This window comes from Roseinatronobacter sp. NSM (assembly GCF_052379845.1).
Classification (GTDB): Bacteria; Pseudomonadota; Alphaproteobacteria; order Rhodobacterales; family Rhodobacteraceae; genus Roseinatronobacter.
In genome coordinates this window covers 1-18685 of the sequence record NZ_JBQTCF010000024.1, presented here as the reverse complement: position 1 = coordinate 18685, position 18685 = coordinate 1, and the positions used below count along the sequence as shown (strand labels likewise).

Annotated in this window: 18 protein-coding genes and 6 pseudogenes; 19 read left to right on the top strand and 5 right to left on the bottom strand. The window is 59.0% G+C overall.

The window, feature by feature from the left end:
• Positions 1-4 precede the first annotated feature (4 nt).
• From ACTZWY_RS13420 to tnpC, 5 genes and pseudogenes are all read left to right on the top strand, one after another.
• Positions 5-787 carry an SDR family NAD(P)-dependent oxidoreductase gene (locus ACTZWY_RS13420; protein WP_444791215.1) on the top strand — a complete coding sequence of 261 codons (783 nt, stop codon included), beginning with the start codon at positions 5-7 and terminating at the stop codon, positions 785-787.
• Between the two features lie 252 nt (positions 788-1039).
• A complete protein-coding gene (pcaF, locus tag ACTZWY_RS13415) occupies positions 1040-2239 on the top strand; it encodes a 3-oxoadipyl-CoA thiolase (protein ID WP_444791214.1) in 1200 nt (399 codons plus the stop codon).
• Positions 2240-2766: 527 nt separating this feature from the next.
• Positions 2767-3186, top strand: coding sequence for an IS66-like element accessory protein TnpA (gene tnpA, locus ACTZWY_RS13410; protein WP_444791213.1), 420 nt, complete (start codon positions 2767-2769; stop codon positions 3184-3186).
• A complete protein-coding gene (gene tnpB, locus ACTZWY_RS13405; protein ID WP_444791212.1) occupies positions 3183-3536 on the top strand; it encodes an IS66 family insertion sequence element accessory protein TnpB in 354 nt (117 codons plus the stop codon). The genes tnpA and tnpB overlap by 4 nt, the downstream gene beginning before the upstream one ends.
• A 54-nt stretch (positions 3537-3590) precedes the next feature.
• Positions 3591-5054: pseudogene (gene tnpC / locus ACTZWY_RS13400) on the top strand (IS66 family transposase); the annotation flags it as partial.
• Here tnpC and ACTZWY_RS13395 read toward each other — a convergent pair.
• Entirely contained in the window at positions 5005-7080 is a 2076-nt protein-coding gene (locus tag ACTZWY_RS13395) for a recombinase family protein (RefSeq protein ID WP_444791263.1), read from the bottom strand. The pseudogene tnpC and the gene ACTZWY_RS13395 sit on opposite strands and share 50 nt — an antisense overlap.
• A complete protein-coding gene (locus tag ACTZWY_RS13390) occupies positions 7073-7264 on the bottom strand; it encodes a hypothetical protein (RefSeq protein ID WP_444791211.1) in 192 nt (63 codons plus the stop codon). Before ACTZWY_RS13390 ends, ACTZWY_RS13395 begins: the two co-directional genes overlap by 8 nt.
• Positions 7265-7591: 327 nt before the next feature.
• On the opposite strand from ACTZWY_RS13390, the pseudogene ACTZWY_RS13385 reads away from it, so the two are divergent.
• From ACTZWY_RS13385 to ACTZWY_RS13375, 3 genes and pseudogenes are all read left to right on the top strand, one after another.
• Positions 7592-7744, top strand: a pseudogene (locus tag ACTZWY_RS13385) (transposase domain-containing protein); the annotation flags it as partial.
• 30 nt (positions 7745-7774) lie between these two features.
• Positions 7775-7960 (top strand): annotated as a pseudogene (locus ACTZWY_RS13380) (IS3 family transposase); the annotation flags it as partial.
• Between the two features lie 125 nt (positions 7961-8085).
• Complete coding sequence (locus ACTZWY_RS13375; RefSeq protein WP_444791210.1) at positions 8086-8283, top strand: hypothetical protein; 198 nt, start codon at positions 8086-8088, stop codon at positions 8281-8283.
• Here ACTZWY_RS13375 and ACTZWY_RS13370 read toward each other — a convergent pair.
• Positions 8271-8726: pseudogene (locus tag ACTZWY_RS13370) on the bottom strand (IS66 family transposase); the annotation flags it as partial. The gene ACTZWY_RS13375 and the pseudogene ACTZWY_RS13370 overlap by 13 nt on opposite strands.
• A 143-nt stretch (positions 8727-8869) precedes the next feature.
• A complete protein-coding gene (locus tag ACTZWY_RS13365) occupies positions 8870-9778 on the bottom strand; it encodes a LysR family transcriptional regulator (protein WP_444791209.1) in 909 nt (302 codons plus the stop codon).
• 116 nt (positions 9779-9894) lie between these two features.
• On the opposite strand from ACTZWY_RS13365, the gene ACTZWY_RS13360 reads away from it, so the two are divergent.
• The 11 genes and pseudogenes from ACTZWY_RS13360 to ACTZWY_RS13310 all read left to right on the top strand — a co-directional run bounded on the left by ACTZWY_RS13360 (position 9895) and on the right by ACTZWY_RS13310 (position 18361).
• Positions 9895-10098: a tautomerase family protein gene (locus ACTZWY_RS13360; protein WP_444791208.1), complete on the top strand. Its 204-nt coding sequence runs from the start codon at positions 9895-9897 to the stop codon at positions 10096-10098.
• Positions 10099-10135: 37 nt separating this feature from the next.
• On the top strand, positions 10136-10735 hold the full coding sequence (locus ACTZWY_RS13355) for a quinone oxidoreductase family protein (protein ID WP_444791207.1): 600 nt from the start codon (positions 10136-10138) through the stop codon (positions 10733-10735).
• 533 nt (positions 10736-11268) lie between these two features.
• Positions 11269-12201: a LysR family transcriptional regulator gene (locus ACTZWY_RS13350; RefSeq protein ID WP_444791206.1), complete on the top strand. Its 933-nt coding sequence runs from the start codon at positions 11269-11271 to the stop codon at positions 12199-12201.
• A gap of 61 nt (positions 12202-12262) precedes the next feature.
• A complete protein-coding gene (locus tag ACTZWY_RS13345) occupies positions 12263-12895 on the top strand; it encodes an NADPH-dependent F420 reductase (protein ID WP_444791205.1) in 633 nt (210 codons plus the stop codon).
• Between the two features lie 25 nt (positions 12896-12920).
• Entirely contained in the window at positions 12921-13364 is a 444-nt protein-coding gene (locus tag ACTZWY_RS13340; RefSeq protein ID WP_444791204.1) for a DoxX family protein, read from the top strand.
• A gap of 87 nt (positions 13365-13451) precedes the next feature.
• A pseudogene (locus ACTZWY_RS13335) lies at positions 13452-14232 on the top strand ((S)-acetoin forming diacetyl reductase).
• 117 nt (positions 14233-14349) lie between these two features.
• Positions 14350-15213 (top strand): VOC family protein, encoded by an 864-nt coding sequence (locus ACTZWY_RS13330; RefSeq protein ID WP_444791203.1) that lies wholly within the window; start codon positions 14350-14352, stop codon positions 15211-15213.
• Between the two features lie 10 nt (positions 15214-15223).
• On the top strand, positions 15224-16195 hold the full coding sequence (locus tag ACTZWY_RS13325; RefSeq protein ID WP_444791202.1) for a glutathione S-transferase family protein: 972 nt from the start codon (positions 15224-15226) through the stop codon (positions 16193-16195).
• A complete protein-coding gene (locus ACTZWY_RS13320; protein ID WP_444791201.1) occupies positions 16192-16752 on the top strand; it encodes a hypothetical protein in 561 nt (186 codons plus the stop codon). Before ACTZWY_RS13325 ends, ACTZWY_RS13320 begins: the two co-directional genes overlap by 4 nt.
• A gap of 150 nt (positions 16753-16902) precedes the next feature.
• Positions 16903-17232 carry a hypothetical protein gene (locus ACTZWY_RS13315; protein ID WP_444791200.1) on the top strand — a complete coding sequence of 110 codons (330 nt, stop codon included), beginning with the start codon at positions 16903-16905 and terminating at the stop codon, positions 17230-17232.
• A gap of 220 nt (positions 17233-17452) precedes the next feature.
• Positions 17453-18361 (top strand): LysR family transcriptional regulator, encoded by a 909-nt coding sequence (locus tag ACTZWY_RS13310; RefSeq protein WP_444791199.1) that lies wholly within the window; start codon positions 17453-17455, stop codon positions 18359-18361.
• A gap of 199 nt (positions 18362-18560) precedes the next feature.
• Here ACTZWY_RS13310 and ACTZWY_RS13305 read toward each other — a convergent pair.
• A pseudogene (locus tag ACTZWY_RS13305) lies at positions 18561-18685 on the bottom strand (IS5/IS1182 family transposase); the annotation flags it as partial.

Here is an 18685-nt window from a genome sequence, read left to right as displayed (position 1 = left end):
AACAATGAACAATCTAAAGCAATTGCAGGACAAAGTTTGCGTGATCGTTGGTGCGGCCTCGCTTCGTGGCATTGGCTACGCAACGGCAGAATTGTTTGCGGAGCACGGCGCGAAGATAGTAGCCTTGGATGTCGCAATGAATGATACAGTGGCGGAAAAAATCGAAAGCGAGATAAAGGCCAAGACCGGGAAAACTGCGGATATTCTTGGCATAAGGACCGATATTCAATCGCCCGAAAGCTGTGATGCAGCAATAGAAGCTGCGTTAAAGAGGTTTGGGACCGTGGATGCGATGGTGAATTCTGCTGCGATCGTGAACGGCAAAGGACTTCTCTCGATCTCCTCGGACGAGTTCAACCAGATGATAAACATTAATCTCAAGGGAGCATTCAACATTTGCCAGAGCGTAATAAAGGTTTTCTCCAAGAAAAGTTCGGGCACCATCGTTAATCTGGCATCATCTGCAGCACAGCGCGGCGGCGGCCTTGTAGGCGGCGCGCATTACGCGGCGTCAAAGGGAGGTGTAATAAGCCTGACTCGCACCATCGCCCGTGAGTTTGGATCGCAAGGCATTCGTGCCAACGTGATCTGTCCAGCAATGATTGAGACATCCATGCTTGACGTGCTGGATGACGACAGGATCGCAAGTATCGTTGATGCTATTCCCTTGAAAAAGGCTGGTAAGCCACTTGATGTCGCTAATGCCTGCCTGTTTCTCGCATCCGATATGTCATCCTTTATAACAGGCGCGACGCTCGATGTGAATGGAGGTACGCACATTCACTAGGCTCAAGCATTTCTTTAAGGTGCGGAACTCATCTACAACTCGGCACTCTGAGGTGGTCACGCTCACAGGTGATCGACCTTTGGTTCTACGATCCGCATAGCAGTGCCTGCAGTATACACGGGTGCGCCACCTGATGCTCATCTCTCGTCTTTTTACATCTTGGGAGGGTAGGTGGTCGGTTGTTTGAAAAAGTAAGTGGTAGATGGGCAAGGTCGCGACAAGTGGCAAAATTTAAGGCGAATAGGAGTACCAATGACTGAGGTTTTCATCTGCGATTATATTCGCACACCGATCGGGAGATACGGGGGAGCCCTTAGCACAGTCCGCGCTGATGATCTCGCGGCGATCCCACTTCGGGCTTTGGCCGAACGAAATAGCGCTCTTGATCTCGAGGCGATTGACGAAGTCATACTCGGCTGTGCCAACCAAGCTGGTGAAGACAACCGCAATGTCGCGCGCATGTCACTATTGCTTGCCGGTTACCCTGATACTGTTCCAGGCACCACAATGAACCGTCTGTGCGGGTCAGGCATGGATGCAGTGATTACAGCAGCCCGGTCGATCAGGGCTGGCGAGGCCAATCTCGTTATTGCAGGCGGTGTCGAGAGCATGTCCAGGGCACCCTTCGTAATGCCCAAGGCGATGAGTGCGTTTTCGCGACAGACCTCTGTAGAGGATAGCACCATCGGCTGGCGTTTTATCAACCCGTTAATGAAAAAACACTATGGTGTAGATAGCATGCCCGAGACAGCGGAGAATGTCGCAGAGGGCTATGGTATTTCGCGCGCCGATCAAGACGCCTTTGCGCTGAGGTCACAAATGAACGCTGGAGCAGCGATGGCCTCAGGGCGGCTGGCTCAGGAAATTACTCCTGTTATGATCATGCGACGTAAGGGCAACTCAGAGTCAGTTGTTAGCGACGAACATCTGCGCCCTGCGACCACATTGGCCGACCTTCAACGGCTTTCCAGTTTTGTCAAAGCAGACGGTACGGTAACCGCAGGCAATTCTTCAGGCATCAATGATGGGGCATCTGCGCTAATCCTTGCTTCAAAACAAGCTGCTGCAGAAAATGGGCTGACGCCGATTGCTCGGGTTTTAGGTGGGGCTTCTGCTGGCGTCGCTCCAAGAATCATGGGTATCGGACCTGCGCCAGCGTCACAAAAACTTATGAAAAGACTGAGCTTAGAGCAAAAGGACTTCAGCGTCATCGAATTGAACGAAGCTTTTGCCTCACAGGGCCTGGCGACACTGCGCGCGCTAGGGATCGCAGACGATGATCCTCGCGTTAACCGAAATGGCGGTGCGATAGCACTGGGCCATCCGCTTGGTATGTCGGGTGCCCGCATAACAGGTACAGCCATGCTGGATCTGGCCTCGGGCGAAATGAGCTTGTCGACCATGTGTGTCGGTGTTGGCCAGGGTATCGCCGTTGCTCTTCAGCGACTGTAAAATCGAGAACTGGATGGCCGTCAGCATCAAGCCGCGGCTTAAGCTGCCTGGTTCAAACAGTCTCACGTGTCATGTTCTTCTACATCGAGAATGTCTGACGTCAGCACCCATGGAACATATTAAGCATCTTGCGGAACGGAGGTTTTCTGGCTCATCGTAGCCTTCATGGAGCGAATCTATGGACGCCCCCTGCGCAAGGTGTTTTTCACGATAGGATTGACGGCATTGGACGCGTGAATCTATCCGGCCTTTCTTTGAAGCACATTCGCTCCTGGCCTCGATGGGATCCGCTGATTTCATTGCCTTTTAAGATGACCGGCTGCCTGCTGGTTGGACGGGGATCCAGCATCGCTCCCCGCACCGTCAGATCGCGGCGATCCTTTCGGGCACCTTCCGGGTTGAAGCGGGCACGGGTGAGGTCCGGAGTATCCATCCGGTGAAGGGTAAGCGTGTTCTGGCACCCACCTTCCAGGCTTTGTCCTGAGCTGCGATCTCCGGCCTGATTGAAATCGGGATGGAGTTTCGCGATGGCGACTACGGATGAGTTTCTCCGTGACTATGGGGTAGATATCCGCACGAATGGTCAGCGGCGCTGGCCGGATGAGGTGAAAGCGCGGATTGTGGCGGAGACGCTGGAGCCGGGGGCTACGGTGAATGAGGTTGCGCGGCGATACGGTTTACGGGCCAATCACCTTTCGGAATGGCGTGGTCGTGCGCGGCGCGGCAATCTTGTTCTTCCTGCGGTGCTGGAAGATGAAGGTCTGTGTTTCGCTCCGGTCGTTCTGTCGGGTCCGATGGCGCTGGTTTCAGAGGAAGACCCGCCCATCAAGCCGGTATCCCCAAAGCCGATCGAGATTGTCACTGCAGCTGTCACGATCCGTCTGGACGGGGATATAGGCACAGACCGGCTTGTGGAGATCGTGCGTGCCTTGGGGGCGAAGGCATGATCTTTCCGTCCAACCGCGTGCGTGTGCTGGTCGCGACGCAGCCTGTCGATTTCCGTAAGGGTCACGATGGCCTCTGCGCACTGGTGGCGTCCACGCTGCGCAAGGACCCTTATACTGGCACGGTGTTTGTGTTTCGCGCGCGGCGCGCTGACCGGTTGAAGCTTTTGTATTGGGACGGCTCAGGTCTCGTGATGGCTTACAAGCGCCTGGAAGACACAACCTTCACCTGGCCTGCGATCAAGGACGGGATCATGGCGCTGAACCACGCACAGTTTGAGGCACTATTTTCCGGGCTGGACTGGCGCAAGGTCAAGCCGGTTGATCCGCGCCGGCCAAGCGCGCCGGAATAGGTTAAGGCGCTGTTTTTGCTTTTATATCGGCATTGATTCCGGTAAAAATCGGGCATGTCGAACACCCCTGCAATCAACCTCTCCACACTCCCTGCCGATCAGCGCGCGGCCGTGGAAACGTTGATGCAGGAGGTCAGCGCGCTTAAGGAAATCACCAAACGCCAGGAGCATCTGATCGCTGAGTTGAACCATGCCCTGCATGGGAAACGGTCGGAGAAGCTGACCGAAGACGGGCGCCAACTGGCCTTTGAAGATCTGACCATCGCGCTCAAAGAGGTCGAGGCAGAGAAGGAAACACGCGCGGCGCCCCAAGGTGATGGAACACGCAAGAAACCCGCTCCGCGGCGCAATATCGGGAACCTGCCCGCATCCTTGCCGCGCATCGAGAATGTGATCGAGCCGGACAGCCTGCTTTGCCCCTGTGGGTGTGGTGAAATGCACAAGATCGGCGAAGATCGCACAGAGCGCTTGGACATCGTGCCTGCGCAGCTGCGGGTGATTGTCACGGTGCGCCCGAAATATGCGTGTCGTGCTTGCACTGACGGTGTGCGTCAGGCCCCTGTGCCTGCTTTCCTGATTGATGCGGCTCTGCCCACTGAAGGGGCCATCGCGCATGTGCTGGTCAGCAAATATGCGGACCACTTGCCCTTGTATCGCCAAAGCCAGATCCTGGCCCGAGCAGGCATTGATCTGCACCGCGCCGTGTTGGCGAGCTGGGTTGGCAAGGCGGCATTCCATCTGCGGCCTGTAGTCGACCGGTTGGCCGCGCATCTGAAGACCTCGGGCAAGTTGTTCATGGATGAAACGACAGCACCAGTGCTCGATCCTGGTCGGGGCAAGACCAAAACCGGCTATCTCTGGGCCTTGGCGCGGGATGACCGCGCTTGGGGCGGAGACGACCCACCGGGCGTTGTATATTTCTATGCTTCAGGCCGCGCAGGCGAGAATGCCGAAACCTTCCTGACCGGCTTCGATGGCATCCTGCAAATAGATGGATATCAGGGCTATAATCGGCTGACCAAACCCTCTCGAAAAGGCGGTGATCCCATTCGGGTTGCACATTGCTGGGCGCATGCGCGCCGCAAACTGAAGGAAGTCTTTGACCGTGATGGGTCAGAAATCGCTGCCGAAGGTCTGCGCCGGATCGCTGAGTTTTATAAGATTGAGGCGGATATACGTGGCATCTCACCGGGCCAGCGCCTATCTGCCCGTCAGACGCGCACCGCATCTTTGGTCGCGGCCTTTGGGGAATGGCTTCAGGCGCAACGTCGCAAGATATCGGCAAAGTCGCGGCTGGGTGAGAAGCTCGCCTATATCCACAATCACTGGGACGGGCTGCAAACCTTCCTGACCGATGGCCGCGTCGAGATCGACTCCAACAGGGTTGAAAATCTGATCCGACCGATAGCTCTCAATCGAAAGAATCCACTTTTTGCAGGCCATGACGAGGGTGCTTTATACTACACATCTACGTATGCCTCTGTAATTTCATGGTTATTTGAAGTGGATCGTCAGACGCCGGGCGTCTTCCGCGGCGTGCATCGGCTGCTTTTCGAACGCTGTCTGTCTCAACAGCGTGTTGCCTGATGATCCAAGGGGCACCTTTGCAGGTCTGGTCGGCCGACAGATCTCCAGCTTCGATCAACCTTCGCACCGTCGATGGACTGACGTCAAGGATAGCGGCCGCTTCATCCAAGGTGAGCTCTCTGCGCTCTTGACGTTCGCCTTCACGATACGTGGGGATATCATGCCTGCTGCGCAAGCTGCAGACACGACTTCGGTTCCAGGTGAGGCCTTTCCCCGTCATGCGGCCTGCGCGGTTCAGTATCGATGCGATATGCTCATCAGGCATCTGACGTGCCAAGACACGGACAAGATCCAGTGTTTCACCGGAAATCGTCCAGCGTGTTTGGCCCGCCTTGTTTTTCTTGACGCTTAGGCGCGTGTGATCACCGCCCTGCCAATGGATGATCAGCGCCAAGCTATCTTCGGTCATGTCGACGATGATCTCGCGTATCATAAGCCGCAAAATCCGCTTTTGGGTCTCCGGTGTGACGCCGGGGCTGCTCCACGCCTGCGTCAGATCAGCCCCCAGGCTCATCAATCGCTCTCGATCCGGCACGGATACGGTGACGGGCGTTTCCGCCTTGAGCCTGTCTATATCAATTTCGAGATCGCGCACCCGATGCAGCGTGTCGTTCCAGCGCCGTTCCAGTTCGTCTGCTACCAGCCTGTTATCCGGGTCGACCGCATCATACCGGCGCTGCGCGCGCTTGGCTTCGAAACGCGCCTGCTGCAGTGCGTTCTCCATCTGCTGAAGCTTGTCGTGTTGCTTTTCTTCATGCGCAATGACCGCGGACAAGGCGGCCTCTATCCCCATGGGTTGCAGGCGGTCCAGAACCTCCGTCGCGACCGCGCGATCAATTCGCATGCCGCCAAACACGATACAGTTGGGCCGCGCGTTGTTGCCGAATGTGCCATGACAGACGTAGCGCTGCGTGTTGCCGCCTTTTCCACTATAGGCCACCCGTAAACGCCGACCACAGCGCGCGCATCGCAATAGCCCGGGCAACAACGCCTCGCCCTTTCGGATCGCTCCGCGCCCCGCATAGCCACTGCGATTTGCGTTCTCGGCAATCATGCTTTGCGTCTTTTCGAATGTTCCCCAGGAAATGTAGCCTGGGTGATGGTCCCGGATCAGAACATCCCAGTCGTTCCAGTTGCGCTTGAAGCTTTCACGGCTTTGGCGTTTTTGTCCATCCTTGATGATAGTCCGGCTGCCACGGCGCCCGAACGCATAGACCCCGGCATAGACGGGATTGGTCAGCATGTGGTGCAGCGTTGGATAGACCGGCAACGTCCATGTGATGCGCGGTGCCCCACCGCCGTAGATTGCGCGCGGCAGAACCACTTCCTCGTCCCGAAACCAGAGAAGAACCTGACGGATTGACTGCAATTCGGCAAATTTCCGGAACACCAGAGCGATGGCGTCCTGAACGCGGCGGTCGGGGTCCTTTTCGATCCGGTTGTCATCGGTCTTGACGTAGCCGACCGCCAAGGTTGTCAGTAATTCGCCCCGGCGAGCCTTTTGTTTGATGGCTTCAGCCGAGCGCTGCCGGAATACCGACACCTCCATCTCACTCATCGTGCCTTTCATGCCCAGAAGCAGGCGGTCATTTATCAGACGCGGGTCATAAAGACCGTCCTCGTCCACGATCAGTGTCCCCAGCACACCGCAAAATTCCAACAGGCTGTGCCAATCTCGCCCGTTGCGCGCCAATCTTGACGCTTCAAGGGAAAGCACTGCGCCAACACGGCCCTCGCAGATCGCGGCCAGAAGCTTCTGAAATCCCGGTCGCTCCGTACCCCCGCTGCCGGATTTGCCAAGGTCTTCATCAATGATCTCGATGCTTTCCCACCCTAACTGACGTGCTCGCTCGACCAACCCATATTGCCGACGTTGGCTCTCCAAGTTGTTGGCCACCTGATATGTGGAAGACTGGCGGATATAAATATAGGCGCTGCGCCCCAGATGCTCAGGCATGATCTTGGTCATTGCCGGCCTCCTGTTCGATCATTGGCTGATTTGGTAGGAGCGGTTCGCTCATCGCCTCTTGCAGCAAATTCCGAAGAAGCATTATGGCCTTCTGACGGTCGCCTTGCGTCCAGTGAACTTTGGGCGCCAGATGCGCGAACAGATCGGGTTGTTGATATGTGGTGCGGGTCATCGACATCTCCTGTGCTGGCCGTTTCGTCCAAACAGGAGTGTAGAAGCTGATCCAGCAGCGTACGAAGATCGTTTAACCGCTCAAGCGGAAGCCGGGGTGTGTCAACAACCTTGATCAACTTTGTTTCGGGGGCAATCATCCACGCTGGAAGATAAAAGGCTCCGCCACGCAATTGACGGATCAGAAGGTGGCGGCAAAAGTCGTGCTCGACCGATCCGACAACTTCCACTGTCTGGCCACAAAGCGGGTGAAAAGGGTACGTGACAACCGCATCAAAACCCAGACTCCCGGCATCATGACGCTGCTTCCGATGAAGGTGGCACCGCTTGGGGGCGCATCGCGTCACTCATTGAAACTTGCAAGATCAACGGCGTCGAACCTTTCGCCTACCTCAAGGCGACCCTGACGGCCATCGCCAATGGTCACCCCCAAAACCGCATCGACGACCTGCTGCCATGGAACTTCAAGCCGTCAAGCTGAAAGCTCGGTGATCCGTAGCGAACGCTTACGTTCAAAGCCGAGGTCATCAACCAGATCGGACCGTGGAAATCGATGCGCGAAGTCGAATGGGAAACGCTGAAGTGGGTCGATTGGTATAACAACCGCCGGCTATTTGGACCCATCGGATACATCACACCCGCAGAAGCAGAGGAGGCATTCTATGCAAATCTAAACACACTCGATAAAGTAGCCTGACGTTGAACAAATCACCCTCCGGTAAACCCGGGGCGGTTCAATCAGGCCGGAGATCGCAGCTCAGGACAAAGCCTGGAAGGTGGGTGCCAGAACACGCTTACGGTGAAGGCCGCCGGGGTTCAAGTTTGACGGTCGCGTTCTACGGCGATCATCTCGACGAGAGTTTCTACAGCGAACGGGGTGAATGCGAGGACCTCGACCTCTTCAGTGCCATAGACCCAGATGATGCCATCTACGGGCTCCATGCTGATGGCGAGATCATGGAGGCGCTCGACCGTTTTGACGGCGTGGACCTTGTTCAACTGCATGGTCAAGCAGCCTGAGCCATGTATCGGGCCTTCCAGTTCCAGGGCAACAATTCATGCACGCGCGACACGGGCGTATCCGGCAACCGCGCGAGGACATCGGCCATCCATGCCTGCGAGTCGATGTCGTTCAATTTTGCCGTCATGATGAGGGTATACATGAAGGCTGTCCGGTCGCCACCGCGCTCAGATCCTGCATAAAGCCATGTTTTTCTGCCCAATGAGATGCCTCTGAGGGCGCGCTCGGCCGCATTATTTGTCAGGCAGATCCGTCCATTATCAAGAAAGCGAGTGAATGCCTCCCAGCGGCCGTTCTCGTTGAGCATGTAGTTGATGGCCTTGACGACCGGGTTGTGCTTCGACATCCGGGCCCGCTCCGACCTCATCCAGTCATGCAGATCATTGACCAGCGGTGCTACCCGCTTCTGCCGGGCTTCATGACGCGCTTCTGCTGTCAGCCCCGTTGCAGGTGACCTCTTCTGGATGGAGGGCACTCGTGGAAAAGGCCATGTATCTGCTGCAGCCTATGGGCTGCCAGTTGCAATGGTGATTACTCAACTGGAATGATCCAGAAGGAGGAGTGCAATTGGTCCGTCGCAACTTGTCAATCCAACCAACCATCCTCCGCATATTCCACAAGTCGGTCGACGACGTAGCGGACTTTCGGGCTCAACTGTCCTTGTCGCGCCCAGACGGCGTGAACGTCGACTGACGTCCGCGAATGCTCCTCCAGGATGGGCACGAGGGCACCGGAGTCGATGTACCTTCGCACGACCGATGCCGGCAGTTGGCAGATTCCAAAACCAGAAATGGCTGCCTCGATAATGGCATCACCGTCGCTGAACTGGTGAGTCGGCGGAGGCGTGATCCGCTTCGTGCTTCCGTTCTCCTGCATAAGCCAGCTCACGGGCGGCCCCTTGCGCATCCCCACGATGTTCCAGTGTTCCGCGAGATCAGAAACCGTCTGAGGCACGCCATGCTCTTGCAGGTATGACGGAGCCGCGCATATCATCAGCCTCTGACTTGCGAGCCTTCGCGCGATGAGGCCGTGTGTGTCTGGCAACGCGCCGAACCGGATCACCAGATCGACATCGTCATGAAGAGGATCGACCATGGCATCGGTGAACGACAAGGTCAGGCTCAGGCGTGGATGAGGCTTCGCGATCTCCAGGAGGATCGGCAACAGGATGCGGCGCCCGAACGCCACGGGCATGTCAAGCCGAAGCATACCTCCGATGACGCGATTTCTGGACGTCAGGGCAGCCTCGGTAGCTGCAATTTCGTCGAAGGCCGCGGAACAGGCTGCGAAGTAGGCCTCCCCATCGGACGTCAGGGTCGTGCGCCGGGTCGTGCGGTTGAACAGCTTCAGTCCAAGCCGCTCTTCCAGTCGAGCGATGCTCTTTCCGACAGCCGATTTCGTGATGCCGAGCTGCTCCGCCGCCAGGGTAAAATTACCCGCGCGGGCCGCGGCCACGAACACCGCTATGCCCGAAAGGGTGTCTGTCTCAGCCATTCTGAACCCTCCATTGTAGAGATGAACTCTACACTGATCAGAAAAATGGGGGGATTACCAATCCGCTGGATACAGCGCATATTCTGTCGACCAGAACAAGGAAAGGAGCCCAGACTATGCCAGTTGTTCGCGTGAGTTGGTTCGATGGAAAGGACCACGAGATGAAGGAAAAAGTGGCGGCAGACATCACGGACAGCATCGTCCGGAACACCGGGACGGATGCAAAGTACATCTACGTTATCTTCGAGGATGTCGCGCCGCGCGACTGGGCCGGCGAAGGTAAGCTTTTCGGCGGACCGCCCGAAAAGGATCCGGTGTAGCCCCTTTTTTACCAGAGGAGGCCGGACTGCGTTGATCATGGACGATCCGTACGGAATGAATATGAAACCCTCCAACGCCGTTCAGATGAATGACTACGGTCCGCCGGAGTTGCTCGTCTATGCACCTTTGGAACTCCCGACTTTGCAGCCCGAGGAGGTGCGGATCAAGAGCATCGCCTCTGCGGTCAATCACACCGATCTGGAGATAAGGATGGGCCATTGGCCCGTCCGGAAGCGCAAGCCGTTTCCCTATGTTCCGGGCGTAGAGGTCGTGGGAGAGATTGCAGAGGTCGGCGCCTCCGTTCGCGGCCTTTTTCCCGGTGATCGGGTGATCACCATGATGCAGGGGCTCGGCGGCGTGCGCGGTGAGCGGCCGGGCGGCTACGCCGAGCTTGTCACCGTCGCCGCCGACTCTGTTGCCCCGATCGGCTCCGCGATCGACCCCTACGTGATGGCCGCCATCGGACTGGGCGGAGTGACAGCCTACGAGGGCCTGCGCAGGATTGGCAGCCTCGCAGGCAAGCGCATCCTCGTATCGGGGGCGGCTGGCGGCGTCGGTTCGGCAGCCGTGGCGATCGCCAAAGCCCAGGGCGCGACTGTGGTGGGCGTCGTGTCCCGAGTCGAGCAGTCAGACTAAGTGCGTGGCCTCGGGGCAGACGAGATCGCTTTCTCCCCCCCGCGACGCGCCGCCTGACTTGGAGGCCGCAAGCATTGACGGCATCCTCGACACGGTCGGCGCACCCGTGTTCGAGATGTCTCTCCGGGCCCTGTAGCCTGGTGGCGTCCTGTCGCTTGTCGGCGCTGTGGGCGGAAGTAACGTGCGCCTCGATCTTTGGGACCTGATCCGACCGGTTACCCTGTCGGGATACTTTTCCGAAAGTCTCGATGGCCCGGCCCTCCGCGGTGCAGTGGCTGCGCTCATTGGGTGGATCAAGGATGGAAGCATTGCCGCACCCCGGTACACGACGGTCCCGTTGGCCGAGGCGGCCCGGGCGCACGCCATGCTGGAGAGCCGCGGCTTAAGCGGACGCGTACTACTGATCCCTTAAATGGCCCCACGCCTCCAGCAGCCCATCGAAGAAGCTGTCACATCTGCCTCGTTACATTTCTTCCGGAGGGATGTTAAACTCCCCCACATGAGGTCTATTGCTTCTAAAGAGGGGTTGATCGTTGGATCGGCTTGACTGCGACCGGATGTTCATCGCCGTGATGGAAACGGGCAGCTTTACAGGTGGGGCCGAACGACTCGGCAAAAGTTCGGGCTATGCGTCCAAGCTCGTCTCCCGACTGGAGACGGAACTCGGCGTGCGACTGCTCAACCGCACGACCCGGTCGATATCGGCAACGGAGGCGGGCAAGGCTTATTTCGATCAGCTCCGTCCGCTGCTTGATGAATACGATCATCTTGACCTGGCCGTCCGCGACGCGTCTCGGGCGCCGCGAGGCAGGCTTCGACTGACGGCGCCACTTTCGTTCGGCGTGATCGAGCTCGCCCCTGCGCTCAGCGACTTCGCACTGCGCTATCCCGAGATCGAGCTTGACGTGACCTTTTCCGACCGGGTGACGAACCTCGTGGATGAAGGCTTCGACATGGCGATCCGCATCGGACGTCCAGCGGATTCGAGCCTGGTTGCGCGAAAGCTCTGCGATATGCGGATCGTGGTCGTCGGCGCCCCCAGCCTACTTCGAGCGGATGGGCGAGCCGGTCGCGCCAGAGGAACTTGCAGCGCACGACTGCATCATCGACACGAACTTCCGGGAGCCGGATCGCTCGCCGGCGAAGTCCTAGCGACACCGATCAGCGGTCGAATTCGCTACTCCAACGCCGAGGCCGGGCTGGGTCTGGCCTGCGTCCCGAGCTTCGTGGCCGGGGCCTCGATCCGGGCGGGGGCGGGTTCGTCGCATTCTGCAGGTCCACGAGACCACGCCCTTCGTCGTTCACGCCCTCTATCCTCACAGCCGGCATCTCGCCGCCAAGGTCCGGGCACTCGTCGACTTCCTCGCCGATCGCTATCGCGGAACGCCCCACTGGGAACAGGGCTGGGAGCTATTCCTTCCGAAACGGATGCAATCATCTTCCGCTTGACAGGATTATCATTCTGAATGAATGAGGCCATGTTCTCCTGGAAGAAGACGCAGATGCGTCACAACCAGGAGAACGAACATGAACATTTCCATTCTCGGAACCGGCAACATGGCCAGCGGCCTTGCCGTTCTTTTCACAAAGGGCGGTCATCAGGTCACGCTCGCCTCGCGCGATGCCTCCGAAGCCCGCTCCGTCGCGACCAATCTGGGCAATGACATCCAGGGCGGCCCTCTCGACACCGCTGTGGACTCTGCCGAGATCGTCGTGCTGGCGGTGCCCTTCGGCGCAGCTGCGGACGTCATCAAGGCCGCGGGCGGTCTGGCCGGCAAGATCGTCATCGACATCACCAATCCGATGACGGCCGATTTTTCGGCTCTGACTGTCGGCCACACGACCAGCGCCGCCGAGGAAATCCAGAAGCTCGCGCCGCAGGCCCGCGTGGTCAAGGCCTTCAACACCGTCTTCGCGTCCGTCCTGCAGAACGGCGGTCAGGTCGCCGGCCAGCCGGCAACCGTCTTCGTGGCGAGCGACGATGCCGAGGCCCGCAGCCAGGTCGTGGCCCTCGCCGAAAGCGCCGGCTTCAAGACCCTGGAAACGGGTGGCCTCGCGGCCGCTCGCTACCTCGAGCCCGTCGGCGGCCTCAATATCGCGCTCGCCTACGGCCTTGGCCACGGCACCGACATCGCCCCCACCTGGCAGCGCGCTGCCTGATCCCCTCAGTCAAAGGACCAATGTAATGACCTACGCCTCCACCCAATCTGCCGCCCGGACGTCCCTCGTCGAGGGTGTGACCAATGCCGATCTCGCCGCGACGATCCTGCGGGTCTCGATGGGCATCCTGTTCCTCGCCCATGCCGGCCTAAAGCTCTTCGTCTTCACGCCGGCCGGCACCGCAGGATATTTCGCGAGCCTCGGCCTGCCCGGACCGCTCGCCTATCTCGTCATCGCAGCCGAACTCTTCGGTGGCATCGCCCTGATCCTCGGCGTCTACAGCCGCTGGGTGTCCCTAGCGCTCGTGCCGATCCTGCTCGGCTCGATCTACGTGCCGCATGGTGCTGCCGGCTTCTTCTTCTCGAATGAAGGTGGCGGCTGGGAATTCCCCGCATTCTGGGCAGTCGCACTCGTCGTTCAGGCCCTTCTTGGCGACGGCGCCTACGCCCTGAAGCGGTCACGCGCCTGACCTCAGCTGCCGGCCGCGGGTCACCTCCCGCGGCCGCACTCCTCGCGACGAGCTGCCAATCGAAACCGAACAACTCAGGAGAAGAACATGAGCAAGATATCCGGAAAGGTCGCCTTCATCACGGGTGCGGGTCAGGGCATCGGCGAAGCGATCGCCCTGCGCCTGGCGGAGGACGGTTTCGCGATTGCCGTTGCTGACATGAACACGACGTCGGCCCAGTCCGTGGCCGACAAGATCGTCGCGGCCGGGGGCAAAGCCACGGTGGTCGAGGTCAATGTCGCCGACCGCGAGTCCGTCTTTGCCGCCGTCGAAAAGGCAGCGGAAGAGTTGGGCGGCCTCGATGTCGTCGTCAACAACGCCGGCGTCGCCCCGATCACGCCGATCGAGGACATCACCCCTGAGACCTATCGTCGTGCCTTCGACATCAACGTCGGGGGCGTGTTGTGGGGCATCCAGGCTGCGGTCAAGACCTTCAAGGCACTGGGCCACGGCGGCAAGATCATCAGCGCGGCCTCACAGGCAGGTCACGTCGGGAACCCCGAACTGGCGGTCTATTCCGGGACCAAGTTCGCAGTGCGCGGCATCACGCAGCGCGGCGCGAGACCTTGCGGCGCTCAGAATTACCGTCAACGCCTACGCGCCAGGGATCGTGAATACGCCGATGATGCAGAAGGTCGCCCAGGACGTCGCCGACAATGCCGGTGAATCGTTCGACTGGGGCATGGAGCAGTTCGCCAAGAACATCACGCTCAAGCGTATGTCCGAAGCCAGCGACGTCGCGGCAGTCGTTTCGTTCCTCGCCGGTCCCGACTCCGATTACATCACAGGCCAATCCATCGTCGTCGATGGCGGCATGGTGTTCAATTGAGCCGAAGGCACCCCGTGCCGCTCGATGACGGCAAAGCAAGGCGTGACCGGCTTCCTTTCCTCGAGGAGGGAGGCCGGCACCACCCTTCCTTCACAACTTTCGGAAAGGACGGCGGCGATGACGACCGTGACTGATTTCTTCGACATGCACGCTGCGCCCATGCGGATTGGCAAGGTCCAGCTCAAGGTACGGGATCTGGATGCGGCCGCGTCCTTCTATACATCGGCTCTCGGTCTTGTTCGGCTGGCCTCTTCCGATGGGCGCGTCACGCTCGGTACGGCCACAGCGCCGCTGCTGGAGCTGCTGGGCGACCCGGCGCTGGCGCCGAACGACCGGCGGCAGGCGGGCCTCTTCCACACCGCATTCCTGATGCCCACACGTGCCGACCTGGCCCGCTGGCTGGCGCATGCGGTGGCGACGCGCGTGCCGCTTCAAGGCGCGTCGGACCATATCGTCAGCGAGGCGATCTACCTTGCGGACCCCGAAGGCAATGGCATCGAGGTCTATGTCGACCGCCCGGTCTCCCGCTGGCACGGTCCAGCTGGCGAAATCCGGATGTCCACCGACCCGCTCGACGCGCAAGCGCTTCTGAAGGCCGCCGATGGGACGGAATGGTTTGGCTTTCCCGATGACGGCATGATCGGCCACGTCCACCTTCAGGTCGGCGACACGGCGGAAGCTGATCGCTTCTACTCGGGCGTGCTCGGCCTCGACATTGCAGCGCGTTATCCCGGCGCGAGCTTTTACGGCAGCGGCGGCTATCACCACCAGCTTGCTGGCAACATCTGGAACAGCCGCCGCGCCGGAAGGCGTCCGGACGGTACGGGCGGACTCGACACCGTCGAGATAGTTATCCGACTCGCCGCGGACATCGAAGCAATCGCCGCCCGCGCCGAAAGCGCCGGCATCGACATCAGCAGAGACGATGATGGCCTGACCCTCCACGACCCGTGGGGCACGGCCATCACGCTCAGGAATTGAGGCTACGACAATGCTTATGAATGGAAAATGGGTAGCCGACTGGCAGCCCGTTCAAGCCAAGGACGAGAAGGGCGGCTTCGTCCGCCAGACCTCGAACTTTCGCAACTGGATCACTCCAGATGGCAGTGCCGGACCGACCGGCGAAGGTGGCTTCGCGGCTGAGCGGGACCGCTATCACCTCTACGTCGCGCTGATCTGCCCGTGGGCCTCGCGCACCCTCATCGGGCGCAAGCTCAAGAAGCTCGAGGACGTGGTTTCTGTGTCGGTGGTCGAGCCGGCGCTGACGGATGAGGGCTGGCGCTTCGGCGACTATCCCGGCTCGGACTACGACAAACTGAACGGCGCCACCCATCTGCACGAGATCTACACTCGCGCCGATCCCGCCATCTCGGGGCGGGCGACAGTGCCGGTTCTGTGGGACAAGAAGCGCGGCACCATCGTCAATAACGAGTCGGCAGATATCCTGCGGATGCTCAATTCGGGCTTCGGCGAACTGGCCGATGACACCTTCGATCTTTATCCCGAGAACCTGCGTGAGGAGATCGACGCGCTGAATGCCCGTGTCTATCCGAAGCTCAACAACGGCGTCTACCGCGCTGGCTTCGCCACCACGCAGGTCGCCTACGAAGAAGCCTTCGACGACGTCTTCACCATGCTCGACGAGCTCGAGCACCGTCTCGGTGATGGCCGCAGCTACCTGTTCGGGGGCCAGCTGACCGAGGCCGACGTCCGGCTGTTCGTGACGCTGGTGCGCTTCGACGTGGCTTACCATGGCCTTTTCAAATGCAACCTGCGGCGCATCGCCGACTATCCTGCCCTCAGCGCTTACCAGGCACGCATCCTCGCCATACCGGGCGTGCGGGAGACCGTCAGCATCGACCACATCAAGCGCGGCTACTACTCGATCAAGGCGCTGAACCCCGCCAGCATCGTCCCCGTCGGGCCGGAGCTGCCGGCAGCCCTCATGGACACCGCGAAATGAGCCCGAAGCGCATCGTCTTTCTCCACGGCGTCGGGACCAGTGGCGCGTCGCTGCGCCCGCTGGGCAATCAGCTTGCCCTCGATTTCGACATGCACTTTCCCGATGGGCCGCAGGCCTTCGACATGGGACCGGGACGGCAGTGGTTCTCGGTCAAGGGTGTGACGGAAGCCGATCGGCCGGGCCGCGTGGAAAAGGCGCTGCCAACCTTCACCCGCATCATCGAAGACTTTGGCGATCCAGGTGAGTCCCTGCTGGTCGGGTTTTCTCAGGGCGCGATCATGGCCTTGCACGCTGTCGCCGCCGGGATGCCGGCCGCAGGTGTCCTAGCCCTGTCCGGACGCCTAGCGGGGCCTGTTGCCGCGTGCGCGAAATGGCCGCTTATCGCGCTGCTGCATGGTGGAGCCGATGCCGTGATGCCGCCAAAAATTGTGCACGCCACCGATGCGTGGCTTCGATCAGCAGGCGCTGAGCCGCATCTGCAATTGTTCGACGGGCTGGGCCACGGAATTGATGATCGAGTTCTCAAAGCGATGCGACGGATCATCCTGGCAGCTTGAAATAGCCCTGAGGGCTTGCCGACAATGGGACCAGGATGACGTCTGGCTTTCTGCGGACACCTGCAGTTCAATCCGAGCCAACAAAGAACTGCGCGACTAGGTTCGTCACGTGATCGTTATAGACTGGTACTGTTCTGTTGGAACAGAGTTATGAAGAAGATCATGTCCACAGATCGCATCAATCACATCGAGTTCGTCGTCGCGAAAGCAGAGTGGTTCCGGCAGTTCTATGAAGCCATCTTGCTTCAGGAACTGCCGTGCGGATCTGACGGAAAAGGGATTTGTAAAACGCTTGCCCGCATCAATTTTTGCGCTGGAATAAAGCGACAGTCGAATTACCTCTTGAGTTCTTTGGATTCGGCATCCAGGTTTGCAAACGTGCCCGTTTCCCCGCCTGATCTTGCGATGTTAATGTCTGGCGAAGAAGGAATCACGTACCCATCTTTTGGTCAAGACTGGATTATTTCTATAGTCGATTAATGAGGACACCTTTGCAACTTTGGGAATCCGCCAGAAGAACTTCACTTGCATGATGTGGGATTGAGCCAGTTCAGTATTCCATAGCCTCTATGCGGACCAACTGTCACACAGATAGAGATCAACCTGTCCAAGGGTAACACGACAACAGGGTTTCATCCCATCCATATTAGATGCAATACTGCCAATATTCTATGAACCTCATCGGGAATGGAACTAATTAATGGACCGACTAACTTGCGATCGTATGTTCGTGTCCGTCATGGAAGCTGGTAGCTTCACCGCTGCCGCCGATCGACTTGGTACGACCTCCGGACAGGCGTCAAAGCTAGTCTCTCGGCTTGAAGGCGCACTGGGAGTGCAGCTACTGAACCGGACCACGCGAGCCGTCTCGCCCACTGAGGCCGGTCAGGCATATTTTGACAGGCTGCGTCCGCTGCTCGATGAATTCGACAGTTTGGATGCATCGGTGCGCGATGCCACGCAGGTGCCGCGGGGGCGGTTGCGATTGACAGCGCCTCTGACCTTCGGCGGGCTGGAGTTGACACCAATCATGAATGCCTTTGCCTTGCGCTGGCCTGAGATTGAACTGGACATCAGCTTCACAGATCGGGTCGTAAGCTTGGTGGACGAAGGGTTCGACATGGCCGTCCGTGTGGGCCACCCATCTGATTCAAGCATGATCGTGCGAAAGCTTTGCGAAGTTCGGATCATTTCAGTTGCGGCGCCTGATTTTCTTGCCCGGTACGGAGTACCGAAAACCCCGCAGGCGGTGTCGGATCTACCTTGCATCATCGACACCAATTTCCGCGATCCGGGACGATGGCCGTTCCGGCAGAATGGGGAACCCCTTGCCGTGCCAGTACGTGGGCGTCTGCGCTATTCGAATGCCGAGGCCTGCTTGAGCGCCGCCGAGGCAGGGTTGGGGCTGGCTTGTGTGCCTAGTTTTGTCGCCGCTGATGCGCTGCGTGCAGGTCGGGTGCGGCAGGTTCTGAACGATTTTGAGGGCGAATCCTTCGGGGGATATGCCCTTTACCCGCATAGCCGCCATCTGGCCGCCAAAGTGCGCGTGTTGGTCGATTTTCTAGCCGAACGCTATCGCGGCACACCGCCTTGGGATATGGGTTGGTAAGAATGCTTGCGTTTTGGATGTAATCAACTTGCCTGTAGGCTTTCCTGACTATGTACTAAACGCCGCTGAATTTATACGCGAGATTGCTTTAATCATTGGACTCTGGATTGGTTCTATTGCGCAGATCGCCTGATGGCCGGGCTTCCCCTAGCCCCGGACAGACTTATCCCAAGACTTCCGTGACGGGGATGTCGAGCGCGATCTCTCGTTCAGGCGTTATCTTGTCGAGCAAATCGGGCAGTATCGTGGCGTCGCCGACATCGCCGTAGGTGAGCTCGGCTGCGAGGAGCTCCAGTGTTTTTTCGTCGATTCCGATGTGGATCT

Coding starts and splice junctions, on each gene's coding strand:
- ACTZWY_RS13390 (WP_444791211.1), bottom strand. CDS start 7,264: ATGACCCGCACCACATATCAACAACCCGATCTGTTCGCGCATCTGGCG.
- ACTZWY_RS13340 (WP_444791204.1), top strand. CDS start 12,921: ATGACCTACGCCTCCACCCAATCTGCCGCCCGGACGTCCCTCGTCGAG.
- tnpB (WP_444791212.1), top strand. CDS start 3,183: ATGATCTTTCCGTCCAACCGCGTGCGTGTGCTGGTCGCGACGCAGCCT.
- ACTZWY_RS13355 (WP_444791207.1), top strand. CDS start 10,136: ATGGACGATCCGTACGGAATGAATATGAAACCCTCCAACGCCGTTCAG.
- ACTZWY_RS13420 (WP_444791215.1), top strand. CDS start 5: ATGAACAATCTAAAGCAATTGCAGGACAAAGTTTGCGTGATCGTTGGT.
- ACTZWY_RS13330 (WP_444791203.1), top strand. CDS start 14,350: ATGACGACCGTGACTGATTTCTTCGACATGCACGCTGCGCCCATGCGG.
- ACTZWY_RS13315 (WP_444791200.1), top strand. CDS start 16,903: ATGAAGAAGATCATGTCCACAGATCGCATCAATCACATCGAGTTCGTC.
- ACTZWY_RS13320 (WP_444791201.1), top strand. CDS start 16,192: ATGAGCCCGAAGCGCATCGTCTTTCTCCACGGCGTCGGGACCAGTGGC.
- ACTZWY_RS13360 (WP_444791208.1), top strand. CDS start 9,895: ATGCCAGTTGTTCGCGTGAGTTGGTTCGATGGAAAGGACCACGAGATG.
- ACTZWY_RS13395 (WP_444791263.1), bottom strand. CDS start 7,080: ATGCCTGAGCATCTGGGGCGCAGCGCCTATATTTATATCCGCCAGTCT.
- ACTZWY_RS13310 (WP_444791199.1), top strand. CDS start 17,453: ATGGACCGACTAACTTGCGATCGTATGTTCGTGTCCGTCATGGAAGCT.
- ACTZWY_RS13365 (WP_444791209.1), bottom strand. CDS start 9,778: ATGGCTGAGACAGACACCCTTTCGGGCATAGCGGTGTTCGTGGCCGCG.
- ACTZWY_RS13325 (WP_444791202.1), top strand. CDS start 15,224: ATGCTTATGAATGGAAAATGGGTAGCCGACTGGCAGCCCGTTCAAGCC.
- ACTZWY_RS13345 (WP_444791205.1), top strand. CDS start 12,263: ATGAACATTTCCATTCTCGGAACCGGCAACATGGCCAGCGGCCTTGCC.
- tnpA (WP_444791213.1), top strand. CDS start 2,767: ATGGCGACTACGGATGAGTTTCTCCGTGACTATGGGGTAGATATCCGC.
- pcaF (WP_444791214.1), top strand. CDS start 1,040: ATGACTGAGGTTTTCATCTGCGATTATATTCGCACACCGATCGGGAGA.